At 38.8% G+C, this 15,602-nt stretch carries 17 protein-coding genes; 9 read left to right on the plus strand and 8 right to left on the minus strand.

The annotated features are described in order from the left end of the window. Positions 1-660: hypothetical protein (locus QHH19_02935; protein MDH7517279.1), on the plus strand; the 660-nt coding region annotated here is incomplete at its 5' end. A 57-nt stretch (positions 661-717) separates the two neighbouring features. Here QHH19_02935 and meaB read toward each other — a convergent pair. The 4 genes from meaB to cobO are packed head-to-tail and all read right to left on the minus strand — an operon-like array spanning position 718 to position 4,265. Next, on the minus strand, positions 718-1,659 hold the full coding sequence (gene meaB, locus QHH19_02940; GenBank protein MDH7517280.1) for a methylmalonyl Co-A mutase-associated GTPase MeaB: 942 nt from the start codon (positions 1,657-1,659) through the stop codon (positions 718-720). Next, positions 1,656-2,051 carry a cobalamin B12-binding domain-containing protein gene (locus tag QHH19_02945; GenBank protein ID MDH7517281.1) on the minus strand — a complete coding sequence of 132 codons (396 nt, stop codon included), beginning with the start codon at positions 2,049-2,051 and terminating at the stop codon, positions 1,656-1,658. Before QHH19_02945 ends, meaB begins: the two co-directional genes overlap by 4 nt. A gap of 25 nt (positions 2,052-2,076) precedes the next feature. Beyond that, a complete protein-coding gene (locus QHH19_02950) occupies positions 2,077-3,720 on the minus strand; it encodes a methylmalonyl-CoA mutase family protein (GenBank protein MDH7517282.1) in 1,644 nt (547 codons plus the stop codon). Positions 3,721-3,740: 20 nt separating this feature from the next. Next, positions 3,741-4,265 carry a cob(I)yrinic acid a,c-diamide adenosyltransferase gene (gene cobO / locus QHH19_02955; protein ID MDH7517283.1) on the minus strand — a complete coding sequence of 175 codons (525 nt, stop codon included), beginning with the start codon at positions 4,263-4,265 and terminating at the stop codon, positions 3,741-3,743. A 103-nt stretch (positions 4,266-4,368) separates the two neighbouring features. Between cobO and QHH19_02960 the strand changes: the two genes are divergently transcribed. From QHH19_02960 to QHH19_02990, 7 genes are all read left to right on the plus strand, one after another. Beyond that, the gene (locus QHH19_02960; protein MDH7517284.1) at positions 4,369-5,508 is read left to right on the plus strand and encodes an acyl-CoA dehydrogenase; all 1,140 of its coding nucleotides are present in this window, start codon (positions 4,369-4,371) and stop codon (positions 5,506-5,508) included. 31 nt (positions 5,509-5,539) lie between these two features. Further along, positions 5,540-7,168 carry an acyl-CoA synthetase gene (locus tag QHH19_02965; GenBank protein ID MDH7517285.1) on the plus strand — a complete coding sequence of 543 codons (1,629 nt, stop codon included), beginning with the start codon at positions 5,540-5,542 and terminating at the stop codon, positions 7,166-7,168. Continuing rightward, entirely contained in the window at positions 7,165-7,929 is a 765-nt protein-coding gene (locus QHH19_02970) for an electron transfer flavoprotein subunit beta/FixA family protein (protein MDH7517286.1), read from the plus strand. The genes QHH19_02965 and QHH19_02970 overlap by 4 nt, the downstream gene beginning before the upstream one ends. A 5-nt stretch (positions 7,930-7,934) precedes the next feature. Then, positions 7,935-8,885: an electron transfer flavoprotein subunit alpha/FixB family protein gene (locus QHH19_02975; GenBank protein ID MDH7517287.1), complete on the plus strand. Its 951-nt coding sequence runs from the start codon at positions 7,935-7,937 to the stop codon at positions 8,883-8,885. A 72-nt stretch (positions 8,886-8,957) separates the two neighbouring features. Continuing rightward, entirely contained in the window at positions 8,958-9,488 is a 531-nt protein-coding gene (locus QHH19_02980) for a DUF6125 family protein (GenBank protein MDH7517288.1), read from the plus strand. 7 nt (positions 9,489-9,495) lie between these two features. Next, complete coding sequence (locus QHH19_02985) at positions 9,496-10,953, plus strand: 4-hydroxyphenylacetate 3-hydroxylase N-terminal domain-containing protein (GenBank protein MDH7517289.1); 1,458 nt, start codon at positions 9,496-9,498, stop codon at positions 10,951-10,953. 228 nt (positions 10,954-11,181) lie between these two features. Then, complete coding sequence (locus QHH19_02990) at positions 11,182-12,393, plus strand: cation-efflux pump (protein MDH7517290.1); 1,212 nt, start codon at positions 11,182-11,184, stop codon at positions 12,391-12,393. On the opposite strand, the gene QHH19_02995 is transcribed toward QHH19_02990, so the two are convergent. Both QHH19_02995 and QHH19_03000 read right to left on the minus strand, forming a co-directional pair. Continuing rightward, complete coding sequence (locus QHH19_02995; protein ID MDH7517291.1) at positions 12,388-13,332, minus strand: biotin--[acetyl-CoA-carboxylase] ligase; 945 nt, start codon at positions 13,330-13,332, stop codon at positions 12,388-12,390. The genes QHH19_02990 and QHH19_02995 overlap by 6 nt on opposite strands. Continuing rightward, on the minus strand, positions 13,329-13,955 hold the full coding sequence (locus QHH19_03000; protein MDH7517292.1) for a biotin transporter BioY: 627 nt from the start codon (positions 13,953-13,955) through the stop codon (positions 13,329-13,331). Before QHH19_03000 ends, QHH19_02995 begins: the two co-directional genes overlap by 4 nt. Before the next feature lie 121 nt (positions 13,956-14,076). On the opposite strand from QHH19_03000, the gene QHH19_03005 reads away from it, so the two are divergent. Then, positions 14,077-14,859: an enoyl-CoA hydratase-related protein gene (locus QHH19_03005; GenBank protein ID MDH7517293.1), complete on the plus strand. Its 783-nt coding sequence runs from the start codon at positions 14,077-14,079 to the stop codon at positions 14,857-14,859. A 56-nt stretch (positions 14,860-14,915) separates the two neighbouring features. Here QHH19_03005 and QHH19_03010 read toward each other — a convergent pair whose 3' ends face one another. Next, entirely contained in the window at positions 14,916-15,173 is a 258-nt protein-coding gene (locus QHH19_03010; protein MDH7517294.1) for a hypothetical protein, read from the minus strand. A gap of 196 nt (positions 15,174-15,369) precedes the next feature. Further along, positions 15,370-15,602 (minus strand): tyrosine-type recombinase/integrase (locus QHH19_03015; GenBank protein MDH7517295.1); only part of this gene is annotated, 233 nt, incomplete at its 5' end.

The following is a 15,602-nucleotide window of genomic DNA, read 5'->3' on the forward strand; positions in this document are numbered from 1 at the left end:
GTTGTAAAAATTACAAAAGAAGATGTAAACAATAAAGAAAAGTCCCCAACTATAAAAGACTTAACAATAAGAATAGATGTACCAGACGATTCACCAGAACTCAAGGAACTTACCGATCAAATTATAGCCACTGCAAATTGGTTCGAGGCTAATAAACCATTCCAAAAATTTTTTAAAGCAGTAATAGCTGGAGACAAAGAATTAGCAGAGGAAATAAAAAACGATATCATAAATCAGGCAAGAGAAACACTTACGTCATTAAATGAGCTTCTAGTAGCAAATGGTCAAGAACCGATAAGTGAAGCATGGTTATGGCGTGAGGTGTTCGAGACAGAACCAGGACGAAGCACCATAGTAAGTATTGGAAGAGGGATGTGCTTTATTCCATTCTATGAATACGAAACATTCCTAGGAATCATGCTAAGGCCAATGTGGTTCTTCTATCCACCATTATTCTTAGGTGGTTTCGGTTACACCGGTAATCCTAATCTGAATGTTCTTCCACCTAGAATTGAATATGCCGATAGATTAGGTTGCCACTTAGTTAGAACCACAGTGTTCACTGGTCTATACATCAACATCGGAGAGCTTGGTTTCAACTGGTGGGGACCATCTGGGCTTATGATATTACTTGGCAGAGCGCGCGTTGTGATGGTTTAAATTATATTACAGCCTTTTAACCGCGCGGAACAAAAACTAAAAACCTTCTCTTTTTTTTTATTTTAAAAGTTTACCCAATATTTCATCAGCAGCAGAATAAGGATCCATCTCTTTCTTTGATATCTGATCTATCATATTTTCTACTTTTTCTTTAAACGTTGATTCATCAAAAATAAAATTCATGAGACGTTTACGAATGATTTCAACAAGCTCAGCCTCATAACGTTTACGTCTTTGAGCCTCAAAAACCTTGGTTTTTTTCAAATACTCTTTATGTTTTTCGATCTCATCAACAAGTTCTTTAATTCCTTTGTTTTCTTTTGCCACTGTTTTAACAATAGGTATCCTCCTATTTTTACCAATACATGATATATCAATCAAGCTTTCAAGCTCAGCAATCAACTGTTCAACACCTGGTCTATCAGCCTTGTTTACAACAAAAACATCAGCTATCTCCATAATACCAGCTTTAATCGTCTGAATAGAATCACCCAAACCTGGTACAAGAACAACAAGTGTTGTATCAGCTATTTTTACGACATCAACCTCAGCCTGACCAACACCAACAGTCTCAACGATAACAACATCCTTCCCAGATGCATCAAGAATTTCAACAGCATCATAAACAGCACTAGCTAGGCCACCAAGCATACCACGAGTACCCATACTACGAATAAAAACACCATTATCTGTGGTTAGATCAGTCATCCTAACCCTGTCACCAAGCAGAGCACCACCACTGAAAGGACTAGTTGGATCAATAGCTATTATACCAACCCTTTTACCCTGGTTTCTATAAACACGTGCTAGTTCAAAAATAAGCGTGCTTTTACCACTACCCATCACACCGGTTACACCAACAACATATGCTTTACCAGAGTGTTTATGGATAACCTTCATCTCATCCGCAAGGTCTTTAGAGTTATTCTCAGCAAGAGTGATAAGCCTAGCAGTAGACCTAGGATCACCCTTCAAAACCATGGAAGCAAGACCACTCATCGTTTCACATTCTTTTTAATAAACTCAACAATCTCCTCACAAGACGTACCAGGACCAAAACAACCAGCTATACCAGCTTTCTTAAGAACAGGCACATCCTCCTCAGGTATTATGCCACCACAGACAACAAGAACATCACCCATGCCTTTCTCTTTCAAAAGCCTGGTAACATCCCTGAACAATGTCATATGAGCACCAGATAAAAGACTAAGACCAACAACATCAACATCCTCCTGAACAGCGGTCTCAACAATCATCTCAGCAGTCTGATGCAAACCAGTATAAATCACTTCCATACCAGCATCACGAAGTGCACGAGCAACAATCTTTGCACCACGATCATGACCATCAAGACCAGGTTTCGCAATCAACACACGTATCTTTTTTTCCATAAGCAACCAAACCCCCTTTATTATCTCAATAAATCACAGGCTCCTTGTACTCACCAAAAACCTCACGGAGTACACCACAGGTCTCACCCAGAGTTGCATAGCTATGAACACAATCAAGGATATAAGGCATAAGGTTTTCATCACCCTCAGCAGCCTTTCTAAGCCTACTTATGCTACGCTCAAACTTAGCCTTATTCCTATCCCTCCGTAGTTTCTTCAAACGATTAATCTGCCGCTCCTCACCTTTTTCATCCATCCTCAAAATAGGGATATCAATAGGCTCATCCATCTTATACTTGTTAACACCAACAATAAAACGCTTGTTCTCATCAATCTCCTTCTGATAACGGTATGCAGACTCAGCAATCTCACGCTGGAAAAAACCTTTTTCAATAGCAGGAATCACACCACCACACCTCTCAACACGATCAAAATACTTGTACGTCTCCTCCTCCATCTTGTCAGTAAGCCACTCAACATAATACGAACCACCAAGCGGATCAACCGTGCTAGTAACACCACTCTCCTCAGCGATAATCTGCTGTGTCCTAAGAGCAATACGAACAGCTTTCTCAGAGGGCAAAGCAAGCGCTTCATCCATAGAATTCGTATGCAAACTCTGCGTACCACCAAGAACAGCAGACAACGCCTGCAACGTCACACGAACAATATTAATCTCAGGCTGCTGAGCAGTAAGACTACAACCAGCGGTCTGAGTATGAAAACGCATAAGCAAAGAACGAGGTTTTTTAGCACCAAGCTTCTTAAGCTCCTTAGCCCAGATACGACGAGCAGCACGATACTTAGCAATCTCCTCAAAAAAATCATTATGAGCATTAAAAAAGAAACTAAGACGAGGAGCAAAATCATCAATCTTCAAACCACGCTTCATAGCCCACCTAACATACTCAAGACCATCACCAAGAGTAAAAGCAAGCTCCTGAACAGCAGTACTCCCTGCCTCACGAATATGATAACCACTAATACTAATAGTATTCCAACGAGGGACCTCCCTTGAACCAAACTCAAAAGTATCAACAATTAAACGCATACTAGGCTCAGGAGGAAAAATATAGCTTTTCTGAGCAATATACTCCTTAAGAATATCATTCTGTATAGTACCACCAATAACACGACGATCAATACCCTGCTTCTCAGCATTAGCAATATAAAAACCCCAAACAATAGCAGCAGGACCATTAATAGTCATACTAGTAGTAATCCTATCAATAGGTATACCACTAAAAAGAATCTCCATGTCCTTCAAACTACTAACAGCAACACCACATTTACCAAACTCACCACGAGCCAACGGATGATCAGTATCATAACCATAAAGAGTAGGATAATCAAAAGCAACACTAAGACCGGTCTCACCATGTTCAAGCAGATACTTATAACGCCGATTAGTCTCCTCAGCACTACCAAAACCAGCGAACTGACGCATAGTCCAGAGGCGACCGCGATACATAGTAGAATGAATGCCACGTAAAAACGGAAACTCCCCTGGAACACCTATATCTCTATCATAATCAATATGGGAAATATCCTTTGGTGTATAAACTCTTTTTACTTCAATACCAGATAACGTCTCAAACTTGGTTTTTCTCTCAGTAATATTGGTACCTATTTGGTCGCAATAATCAACTTTTTTTCTTTTTTCACTCATAATATTATTTTCCTCCCAACCTAATGATCAATACCCTTACGAGCAAGCATGCCTTCTTGATAAGGATGTTTAATCTCTAACATCTCAGTTACCAAATCAGCAACTTTTACAAGCTCTGACGGAGCATATCTACCTGTTAATACTAGTTCTATTTTTTCTGGTTTTTCATCAACAAGTTTCAAAATATCCTTAACATTTATCAGATTGTAGTCAACTGCGACGTTAATCTCATCTAGAATAACCATGTCATATTTACCTTCTTTTATTACCTTTTTAGCATACTCGAAACCTTTTTTTGCGAGATCAATATCGATTTGCTCAGGTTTTTCTTTTGACACAAACTCGTCTCTACCATACTGGATTACAGTAAAATTAGGTATTTTCTCGATAACATCTATTTCACTGTATCGTCTACCTTTCATAAACTGGATCATGATAACTTTAAGGCCTGCCCCTGCTGCGCGAACACCTAGTCCTATTGCGGCTGTTGTTTTGCCTTTTCCGGGTCCAGTGTATACGTGAACCAAACCTTTATTCAATGCCATAGAGCGTATCCTTTAATTCTCTATCTCATTATATTTCTTTCCCTTGTTTTATATCTTATAAATTATGGAAAGATTTATGTCTGATAACTTTATTCCCATGCCCATGCAACTAGAACTAAATGATAACCAAAAATTGATTCAGAAGATGGTTAGGGAATTCGCAGAAAAAGAGATAGCACCTATTGCTGCAGAGCTCGATAAAAAAGAAGAGTACCCGACTAAGACGCTTGAGAAAATGGCAAAGCTTGGTCTGCTAGGAGTCATCATTCCACAGGAGTATGGTGGTGCTGGTCTTGACACAATCAGCTACGCTATTGTTGTGGAAGAGATATCACGTAAATGCGCATCAACCGGTGTAATAACCTCTGTACACAACTCTCTGGCTGCTTGGCCAATAATCAAATACGGTACAGAAGAACAGAAAAAGAAATACTTACCCATCTTGGCAAAAGGAGAAAAAATCGGTGCTTTTGCTGGTACAGAACCTAACGCAGGATCTGATCTCGGGGCGATGCAGACAACAGCTAAACTAAAGGGTGATAAATATATTTTGAATGGTACAAAGACTTTTATCACTAGTGGGCCTAAGGCTGGTGTAATCATTGTCTTTGCTGTAACTGATAAAAACGCTGGATCAAAAGGTATTAGTGCCTTTATTGTTGAGAGTAACATGAAAGGTTTCAAGGTTGGTAGCATCTTCGAGAAACTTGGTATAAACGCTTCGCAAACATCGGAACTCATTTTTGAGGACATGGAGGTACCAAAAAAGAACCTGCTTGGCAACGAGGGTGAAGGTTTCAAGATAGCATTGAGTACCCTTGATGGTGGTCGTATTGGTATAGCGGCACAAGCTGTGGGTATAGCACAGGCGGCATTAGATGAGAGTATTGAGTATTCCAAGCAGCGTCAGCAGTTTGGTAAACCGATATCAAGTTTCCAAGCTATCCAGTGGATGATAGCTGATATGGCTACGCGTATAGAAGCAGCTAGGTACCTGGTTTATAACGCGGCTTACAAAAAGGATAAGGGTGAGCGTATAAGTAAAGAGGCTGCGATGGCTAAGCTGTTTGCATCTGAGACAGCTATGGATGCCGTGATCAAGGCTGTGCAAATCCATGGTGGTTACGGTTACACAAAGGAGTACACCGTTGAGCGTCTGTTCCGTGATGCAAAGATAACAGAGATATATGAGGGTACTTCTGAAGTACAACGTATGGTTATATCTGGTAGTCTATTGAAATAAAAAAAAACAATTAACATAAGGAGGAGTGTTTATGGGGGAGTTCAATTACGAAAAAGAGTTCAAGAGTTGGAAATGGGATATACCAGAGAACTATAACATAGGTTATGATGTTTGTGATAAACACGCTGAAGGAAAGAAAAAAGATAAAATAGCGCTTTTTTGGGAGAATTTTGAGGGGAAAACAAAGAGGTTCACGTTCGGTGAGATAAGTAGTCTCTCAAACCAGTTTGGTAATGTTTTGAAAAAGCTGGGTTTCAAAGAAGGTGATCGTTTCCTTATAAGGTTGCCGAATATACCTGAGTTCCAGGTTTCTTTTATTGGTGGTGTGAAGATAGGTGCTGTGCCTATACCATCTAGTGTGATGTTCAGGTCACATGAGGTGGAGTATAGGGTTAATGACAGTGGCTCTAAGGCTGTTATAACGACACCGAAGTATGCTAAAGAGGTACATGAGGTTGAGAAGAATTGCCCTACTTTGAGGAACATCATTGTTGTTGGTGATGCTGAGAAAAATGAGATTTCTTATGATGATCTTATGAAAACTGCCTCGTCTTCCATTAAACTTGAGCAAACAAGAAGCGATGATATGGCGTTTTTCTGTTATACATCTGGTACTACTGGTAACCCTAAGGGTGCTGTTCATCTACATAGATGGGTGCCTGGTAATGATCCCAGTGTTCTTTATTGGCAGGATGCAAGAGAAAACGATGTTGTTGCTCATACAGGTGATTTGAATTGGATTTACCCATTGGGTAATGGTTTTTTGTATGTGTGGCGTTGGGGTATAACTACTTTTGTTCATGAGGGGCGTTTCGATGCTGAGCACTGGTTTAGTTTGATGGAGAAATACAAGGTTACTAATCTTGCATCTGTACCAACTGCATATAGGATGTTTTTAACTGTTAAGGATGCTGAGAAAAGGTTTGATCTTTCGTCTTTGCGTCATTGTATTTCTGCTGGTGAGCCTTTGAACCCTAAGGTTATTAGCGAGTGGAAGCGTAGATTTGGTTTGGATATACTGGATGGTATTGGTATGACTGAGGTTATGGTCTATGTATCCAATATGAGAGGCATGAGGATTAAACCTGGTTCTTGTGGTAGACCTCAACCTGGTCATGTTTGTGCTCTTGTTAATGAGGATGGGGAGCCTGTTGCGCAGGGTGAGTCAGGTGTTTTAGCTGTTGATGAAAAAGATCCTGGTTTGTTCAAAGAATATTGGAATAAACCAGATAAAACAAGCGAGAGTTTCAAAAACGGTTGGTTCCTTAGCGGTGACGTGCTTTATCAGGATGAGGATGGGTATTTTTGGTTTAGTGGTAGAAACGATGATTTAATCAAGGCTAGTGGTTATCGTATTTCGCCTTTTGAGGTGGAGTCAGCTATTATTTCTCATCCTGATGTGCTTGAGTGTGCTGTTGTTGCTAGCCCTGATGAGATGCGTGGTACAATCATCAAGGCGTATGTTATTCTCCATGATAAGAATAAGGCTTCTGAAAAGCTTGTTAAGGAGATTCAGGAGCATACAAAAAGGGTTGCTGCTCCGTATAAGTATCCTCGTGAGATAGAGTTTGTTACTGAGCTTCCTAAAACTCAGAGTGGGAAAATCAAAAGAAAAGAGCTTAGGGAGCTTGAAATGAAGAAAAAGGGTGTGATGAAATGAATATAGTTGTTTGTGCTAAGCAGGTTGTTGATGTATCTGAGATAAAGGTTGATTCTAGTACGAAGAAACCTATACTATCTGGTGTGCCGCAGAAGATTAGTGACATTGATAAGAACGCGCTTGAAGAGGCGATTAGGATAAAGGAGAAACATGGTGGGAAAATAACTGTTGTTACTGTTGGTCCATCTGATGCAAAGGAGCGTATAAAGGAGTTGCTTGCTATGGGTGCTGATGAGGGTGTTTTAGTTGTTCCACCGCAGAACGCTGATTACTCTGTTGTGTCACATATACTTGCTGGTGCTATTAAAAAAATCGGGGGGTATGATATTGTTCTTTGTGGTGAGGCGTCGATTGATATGTTTTCTGGTCAGATGGGGCCTAGGGTTGCTGGTTTGTTGAATATACCGCAGATAACATATGCGCAGAATGTAGTTGTTGAGAAGGATAAGGTTGTTTCTGAGAGGAACCTTGGTGATAAGGCTGTGACAATTGAGTCGCCTTATCCTGTGCTTATTACTGTTACTAAGGAGATTAATCAGCCTCGTTTGCCTAGTCTTATGCAGATTTTGGCATCGTCTTCTAAACCTATTCATAAGTGGTCTGCTAGTGATGTTGCTTCTGGTAAGCTTGAGCCGAAGATTAAAACAGTTGACATTAAGGGTGTGCCGATGGTGCGGAAAAACGTGATATTCCACGATGATCTTGATCAGTGTGTTAACAAGCTTGTTGATGAGCTTGCTAAGGTTGGAGTGTTGAGGTGAAAAAAATGGTGCTTGTTTATTCTGATGATAAGAAACTTACACTGGAGTTACTGAACAAGGGAAAAGAACTTGCAAAAGAGTTACATAAAAAAGTAATAGCTGTTTGTATAGGTCATGATTCTTTTGCTAAAGATTATCTTGAGCATGGTGCTGATAGTGTTATAGCTGCTGAGGCTGATCTTCATACTTTCAAGGCTGAGGAGTATGCTAGTATACTTGAGAAGATAGTAAAAGAGAACAATGTTGAGGTTGTTCTTATTGGTTCTAATAAAAATGGTAAAGAGCTTGCTGCTCGTCTCTCAGCAAAATTGGATACAGGTTGTGTAACTGATTGCACAAATGTTTATGTTAAAGACAAAAAGATTGTTACTGAGCGCATGGTTTATAGTGGTAACGCTATCGCTGTTGAACAGTTCCTATCACATCCACAGATTGTTACTATACCACCGAAAGCATTTAATCCTCTGCCGAAAACTGAGGGGCACAAAGGTGAGGTTATAAAAAAGAAGTATGATTTTGAGAGATCGCCCTCTAAGATTACGAAGGTTCAGGAGATGAAAACCGAGGGTGTGAACGTTGAGGATGCTGAGATCATTGTTTCATGCGGTCGTGGTTTCAAAAACAAGGATGACATAAGACTTGTGCGGGAATTAGCTGATGCGCTGAAGGGTAGGACTATTGGTTGTAGTCGTCCTATTGCTGCTGATCTAAAATGGCTTTCTGAGGATCATTGGATTGGTTTGTCTGGTCATAAGGTGAAACCGAAGTTGTACATAGCATGTGGTATCTCTGGTCAGATACAGCATATAGCTGGTATGCGTGATTCAGGTGTAGTTGTTGCAATAAACAAGGACCCGGAGGCTCTTATCTTTAAATCAGCTGATTACGGTATTGTTGGTGACCTGTATCAGGTACTACCTAAGCTTACTAATGCTATTAGAGAGAAGATGGGATAAAAACAATATTTTGTCTCATCTATCTTTATATACCCGATATTCTCTTGAGATGGAAAATAAGTGTTGATTAGAATGAGCAGAGAGCAAGATAGGAAGCTGTTATCTGATTTAACTGAGGATAAGCTTCATGATTTTATATTCATGCATCTTCGTAACCTCTGGGCTGTTGATGGTTTGTATTTCCTTGGCATTGAAGAGGATTTTGGTACAGATGCTGCAAGAGAGATTGATCGCAGAGTCTGGGAGGCTATGGGGAAGATTGAAGCAAGGAAACTAAAAGAGTTCCTGGGAATAAAAGGGAATGATATACAGTCTATGATGAAGGCATTGCAGTACTCTAGTTGGGCTCTTGATCTTGAGGACAAAGAAGTTATTGTTGAAAAAAACCATGCAATAATTAGGAATGTTAAATGTCGTGTGCAAAACACACGTATAAACAAGGGTCTTGGTGAGTTTGGTTGCAAGCCTGTTAGATTTGGTTTTTTGAAGGCTTTTGCTAGAGAGTTCAACCCTGATATTGAGGTTAAGTGTAATGTTTGTCCACCTGACAAGCACCCGAGTGATTTATGGTGTGAGTGGGAGTTTAAGTTGAAGAGGAGATGATATTGTTATGAGGACTCCTGAGGAGTATAAAAAAAGTCTTAGGCAGATGAGACCTAATGTTTACAAGTTTGGTGAGCTTATAAAGGATGTTACAACACATCCTGCTACAAGGAGGACTGTTGAGGGGCATGCCCAGATTTTTGCTGCTAGCCTCAAACCTGAGTACCAGGATATTCTTACAACCAAATCTAGTTTAACTGGTGAAAGAGTTTCTCGTTATCTTTCTATTCTTGGTAGCGCGGAGGACATGTTTGCTAACCTGCGTATGAAACGTCTTATGTTTAATCTTACAGGTACTTGTACTGGTGGTCGCTGCGCTGGTTTCAACGCTATTAATGCTATGTGGGCTACAACATATGACATGGATCAAGACCTGGGTACAGATTACCATAAAAGGTTGCAGGGTTGGTTGAAGGATGCACAGAAAAAAGACATAACATTGTCTGGTGCGTTAACAGACCCTAAAGGGGATCGGTCTAAGACGCCGACGCAGCAAAACGACCCTGATCTCAGTTTACATGTTGTAGATAAAAACGATGAGGGTATTGTTGTGAGAGGGGCAAAGGTTATGATATGTGGTGTAGCTGCGGCTAACGAAGTTTTTGTGATGCCAGGCACAGGGTATAAAGAGCCTGATAAAGACTATGCTGTTTCATTTGCTATCCCAAGGGATGCTGAGAATCTTACTGTTGTTGAAACTAGGAGGCCAAGTGATAATCGTGAACTTGAGGAAGGTTTTGACATACCAGTTGAGATGGGTGGTATAACACAGGCTTACTTGTTGTTTGATGATGTTTTTGTACCAAAAGAACGTGTTTTCATGTGCGGTGAATATGATTACACGACCAGGGCAGTGATGAATTTCATAGCACCATATCGCTCAGCTATAGGTGGATGCGTAGCTGGTCAAGGTGATGTCATGGTTGGTGCAGCAGCGCTTATGGCACGCGCAAATGGTTTATCTGAAAAAGTTTTTAGAGAAAAAATCACTCAGATGGTAATAAACAATGAGACTACCTTTGGTATGGGTATCGCTGCTAGTGCACTTGGTAAGAAACACCCCTCTGGTGTCTGGATACCTGATATGCTTTTATCAAATGTGAACAAGGTTCATGTAGCAACCTTGCCATATGAGACTAAGAGGATAACACAGGATATAGCTGGTGGTATAGCTGAGACAGGATGCCTCCCATCTTGTAAGGACTTGAATGACCTGAAGTATGGTAAGATGCTTAAAAAATATCTTAAGGCAAACTGTGATGGCGAAACCAGAGCAAGGATAGCGCGTCTTATAGAGTGGCTGACAATTGGTGCTGGTGTACCTGGTTGTATGCATGGTGGTGGTTCACCAGATGGTGCTAAGCTTGTGATCAGTTCTAAAACAGATATAGAACATTATATTGAACTGGCGAAACGCATTGCTGACATAAAAGAGGATATAAGGGTTGAGTCTAAGAAAAAATAGTTCATTTTTTCCCACAGAACCCACTTCAGAGGGATATATTTATATATACATGAATATTATTTACTATATGGGGTAGTCTGGAGAAGTTTTAGATGTGGTGTGTCCCATCCCATATCCTATATTTTTTTCCAGACTTCCCAACTAGTTACATTTTTTTAGTTAATACCCTTCTCTGTTTTTGTTAAATCAAAAGACCTATATCTGAGGAATATATTCAGCGGTCTACCAATGGATAAAAAGAGGAGACTAAGTTTTATACTGGATTATGGGGACATAAATGATTCTACGGTGAGGGTCAAATATGGTTATCTTGAAGGTACTGTAAGCATTGTTGGAAATTCTTTGCTTTTTGTAATGAAACTAACCTTGGGTTTATTTCTTAATAGTATAGCATTAATAGCTGATTCAGTTCATACATTGTCAGATGTGTCAACATCAGCTGTTGTTATATTTGGTTTTAAGGTATCAAAAAAACCTTCTGATAAGGAACATCCGTTTGGGCATGGTCGAGCGGAGTATATTGCTACACTTGTTATCGCGATATTGCTAGTTGTCACAGGTCTTGGTTTTATACAACAATCTATAGAGAGACTCATTAATACTGTAACAATAACTAATCTTGATTATGCGGTACCATTTGGTATCATCCTTATTGTTTCTGCACTTGTAAAAGAGTGGATGGCGCGTTTCTCATTTGCTATAGGGAAAAAAATCAACAGCGATATTCTTATTGCGGATGCATGGCATCATCGTAGTGATGCACTAGCATCAGTTGGTGTTGGAATAAGTTTGATTGGATCTTATTATGGATATGTGATATTAGACCCGATTTTTGGTGTCATTGTATCATTGATAATTATATATGTTGCTATCAGCTTGGGGAAAACCTCATCTAACTATCTTATGGGGCAGGCGCCTGACAAAGATCTAGTAGATACCATTAGGGAGTTAGCGAAATCAGTAAACGGGGTGAAAGGTGTTCATAGTATATCTGTGCATGATTATGGTAACAGCAAGGTTATAACATTCCATGCAGAGATTGAAAATAACCTGATGATGGATGAAGCACATACTATTGCTGATGAGCTTGAAAACAAGATCTTGGAAAAAACAAATCATTCGACAATAATCCATGTGGAACCAAAAGAGATGCATTATGAAAGCAGAATTAAAGAAAGAATCATTGAGAAAATACTTGAGGGGGAAAAAGGAATTATTTCTTTCCACAATGTGCGGGTTATCAGGAGAAAAGATAAGGATGATATAAAAATGCATCTTGTTGTAGATAAGGATATGGCGGTGAAAGAATCACATAACCTCTCTGATAAACTAGAGTCGATAATAAGGAGGGAATACGGTCCGTGTAATCTGGATATACATTTTGATCCATGTAGTAAAGAATGCAATGTGTGTTTGATGCCTTGTAAAAAAAGATCATAGGTATTCTAAGTCGCCGCTTAAAACCCTGCAGGTTTTATTATCAACATCTAAAATGAGGGAGCCGTCTTCATCTATATTTTTAACAACACCTTGTATAGTTTTTGTTCCGTCGTTAATACGTACTTTTTTGTCAATTATCTGAGATGATGATAACCAGTTTTCACGTATCTTGTCATGTTTATTTTCCTGAATTTCTATGTAGTATTCATCAAAGTTTTTTAGAATTGATTTAAGTATTTGAACCCTGGAGACTTTACCGCCATATTCTGTTTTAAGTGTTGTTGCATGTTTACTCAAATCTGATTGTAACGTGTTGTTTACATTTAGGCCTATGCCTACGATTGCGAAGTTTATCTTATCTATCTCTGCATCAATTTCAGTTAATATGCCACAGACTTTTTTCTCTTTTATCAGAACATCGTTTGGCCATTTTATACGTGGAATAATACCAGTTGTTGTTTTAATTCCATGGACTACGCTTAGTGATGCAGCCATGGTCAACATCATGCTCTTATTTGGTGGAAGCTTTGGGTAGAGTATAATTGAAAACCATAAACCACCTGTTGGTGAAAACCATGTTCTATCTTTTCTCCCCCTACCTTGTGTTTGTATATCTGAGACTATAACTGTTCCGTCTATTGCATTTTTATTTATTAGTTGTCTTGCAAGATCATTTGTTGAAGAAATTTTCTTAAAATAATGTGTCTCTTTTCCAATAATTTTTGTAGATAAACCATCTGTTATTTCTTCAGGGAGTGGGATATCTGGTCTAGATATCAGTCTATAGCCTCTGTTTTTTATTGATTCAATTTCGTAACCTGATTTTCTTATGGAGTTGATTTGTTTCCATACTGCGGTGCGGGATATGCTAAGAGTTTTTGCTATTTGTTCACCTGAGACAAAATCATTCTTTAATAGATTTAGTATTTTATTTTTCATACGTCGATTTCTTTTCCATATGCGTTTTTTGGTGTGATGCTGCTTGCTATTCCAGCTGCTACTGCTGCTTTGATTATGTCAGCTGCGATGAATGGTATTACTGCTATGGTTATTAGCTCCCGGATTCCAACTGCTGCTCCCATCCATATGTAGAGTTGTATTAGTCCTGGTATGTATATTAGTGTGAATGTTGAGAATAGCATTATTGCAAACATCGTTAGGAAGCTTCTGGAACGTATGTATCTATCAACTATGTATCCTATGAAAAAAGCTGAGAATACAAACCCTATGAGGTATCCTCCTGTGGGGCCTAGAAGGTAGGATAAGCCGCTGTTAAAACCTGCGAACCATGGGATGCCTGCTGCTCCGATTCCTAGATACATGATTTGGCTCATTCCACCCCATGTTCCTAGTATTACTCCAGCTAATAGGACTCCGAAAACTTGTCCTGTCACTGGAACTGGTGTGCCTGGTAGGTAGAATCTTAGTTGTGCTAGTAGTCCTGTTAAACATGCGAAGCTTAGAGCTAGTGTTAGTTTATAGAAAACGTTTAACTCGTATCTCCATCTGAAAAAGTTGTATCTTATTGTTTTGTATTTGTCGATGTACATGTTTATTTCCATAGTTTTTATTCCCCTGATTGTAAACTATGTGCGTTGGCATAGTTAACTGTTTATTTATATTTTTCTTGAAAAAAAACCCCAAGGTTTATATCTAAATTAATGTTCCTTGGGGTCGATACCTATGAGCTATGAAACCTTAACTTTTGAAACAAAAGAAAAAATTGCTTATATAACTCTCAACAGACCAGATCGTCTTAACTCATTTGACATGAAACTAGGTGAAGAGCTTTACAAGGTTTTACATGAGATAAGCAAAAAGAATGAGATAATAGCGGTTGTGATAAGAGGCACTGGTAAGGGATTCTGTGGCGGTGGGGATGTAAAAGAGATGTATGCTGCAAAAGATAAACCCAAGTTTCTTAGAGAGCTGACAAAAACAATACACAAATGTGTAATAGAAATTAGGAGTATGGAAAAACCTGTTATAGCACAGGTTAATGGTGCTGCTTTTGGTGCCGGTCTATCGCTTGCATTGGCTTGTGATATAATTATTGCATCAAAGGATGCAAAGATGAACACTGCTTTTATCACAATAGGCCTCGCCCCAGGTTGTGGCACACAGTTTGTTACAAGTCTTGTTGGTTACCACAAAGCATGTGAGCTTCTTTTGACTGCTAAAACTTTCTCTGCAGAGGAAGCACATAGTATGGGTATAGTAAACATGATTGTTGATAGCGAAAAATTAGATGATGCTGTAGAGAGTTATGCTTCTAAATTCAAGGAGTTACCTCCCATAGCTGTTGGTAAAGCAAAGATGCTTATTAACAAAAGCATGGACAACAGCATGCTAGATCATCTTGAGCTTGAGAGTAAAACAGCATCAATGTCAGCTGGTACAGATGATTTCAAAGAAGGCGTAACAGCGTTTGTTGAAAAACGAAAACCTGTTTTTAAAGGGAGATAAATAGAGTTTACTTTACCTATTTTTTTCCATCCCTTAAACACTATAAGTTCAATTTTTCAGTTTGATGTATTACGTTTCTTTAGATAGTTTATTGCAAGGTAAAATACTAATGTTAAAAGTAAAAAAAACATTACTGAAACAACACCAAACATAATTTGCATTAAAAATAATAATTCAAAAATATCATCACTTCCAAAGGTTTCGATTGGCGGATTAATATTTTGCAAGGCTGTTGTTATTGGATCTAGCAATGGATAGAATGCAAAAACCCATAACAAAGCTATTATTATCGTTGAGATTATGATTGCTTGCAAAATTGTTTTATGATTTTCTTTTATATTTTTACTCTCTCAAACTATAATTTCAAAACACCTTGCGGGTTTATAAACCTTCAGATAACAGATATTAACCTCAAAAAGAGTATCTTATATAGTTTAAATAAAGTTTATAGGGCTCTGTTAACTTATTGTAGGTAATTAATCTCTGCTTAAAGTAAAAGAACTCTAAAGCCTAAAGCAGACTTGCAAGTTTTTTAATATCTTTGTTTGCAACATGCGTATAAATCTGAGTTGTTCTCAAACTTTTATGACCAAGCAACTGTTGAATAAACCTTATATCTACACCTCCTTCCAATAAATGTGTAGCAAAGCTGTGCCTTAAAGTATGCGGCGTGACTTTCTTTCTTATGCCAGCTTTTTTAGTTGCATTTTTAACTATTTGCTGAATTGTTCTCTCATCATATC

This window comes from Candidatus Thermoplasmatota archaeon (genome assembly GCA_029907305.1).
Taxonomy (GTDB): Archaea; Thermoplasmatota; E2; order DHVEG-1; family DHVEG-1; genus JARYMC01.

What these genes read in the sequence shown, in the direction of transcription:
- QHH19_02965 (MDH7517285.1), top strand. Translation starts at nt 5,540, where the DNA reads ATGGGGGAGTTCAATTACGAAAAAGAGTTCAAGAGTTGGAAATGGGAT.
- QHH19_03000 (MDH7517292.1), bottom strand. Translation starts at nt 13,955, where the DNA reads ATGGAAATAAACATGTACATCGACAAATACAAAACAATAAGATACAAC.
- QHH19_02985 (MDH7517289.1), top strand. Translation starts at nt 9,496, where the DNA reads ATGAGGACTCCTGAGGAGTATAAAAAAAGTCTTAGGCAGATGAGACCT.
- QHH19_02950 (MDH7517282.1), bottom strand. Translation starts at nt 3,720, where the DNA reads ATGAGTGAAAAAAGAAAAAAAGTTGATTATTGCGACCAAATAGGTACC.
- QHH19_02990 (MDH7517290.1), top strand. Translation starts at nt 11,182, where the DNA reads ATGGATAAAAAGAGGAGACTAAGTTTTATACTGGATTATGGGGACATA.
- QHH19_02945 (MDH7517281.1), bottom strand. Translation starts at nt 2,051, where the DNA reads ATGGAAAAAAAGATACGTGTGTTGATTGCGAAACCTGGTCTTGATGGT.
- QHH19_02975 (MDH7517287.1), top strand. Translation starts at nt 7,935, where the DNA reads ATGGTGCTTGTTTATTCTGATGATAAGAAACTTACACTGGAGTTACTG.
- cobO (MDH7517283.1), bottom strand. Translation starts at nt 4,265, where the DNA reads ATGGCATTGAATAAAGGTTTGGTTCACGTATACACTGGACCCGGAAAA.
- meaB (MDH7517280.1), bottom strand. Translation starts at nt 1,659, where the DNA reads ATGAGTGGTCTTGCTTCCATGGTTTTGAAGGGTGATCCTAGGTCTACT.
- QHH19_02980 (MDH7517288.1), top strand. Translation starts at nt 8,958, where the DNA reads ATGAGCAGAGAGCAAGATAGGAAGCTGTTATCTGATTTAACTGAGGAT.
- QHH19_02960 (MDH7517284.1), top strand. Translation starts at nt 4,369, where the DNA reads ATGCAACTAGAACTAAATGATAACCAAAAATTGATTCAGAAGATGGTT.
- QHH19_03005 (MDH7517293.1), top strand. Translation starts at nt 14,077, where the DNA reads ATGAGCTATGAAACCTTAACTTTTGAAACAAAAGAAAAAATTGCTTAT.
- QHH19_02995 (MDH7517291.1), bottom strand. Translation starts at nt 13,332, where the DNA reads ATGAAAAATAAAATACTAAATCTATTAAAGAATGATTTTGTCTCAGGT.
- QHH19_02970 (MDH7517286.1), top strand. Translation starts at nt 7,165, where the DNA reads ATGAATATAGTTGTTTGTGCTAAGCAGGTTGTTGATGTATCTGAGATA.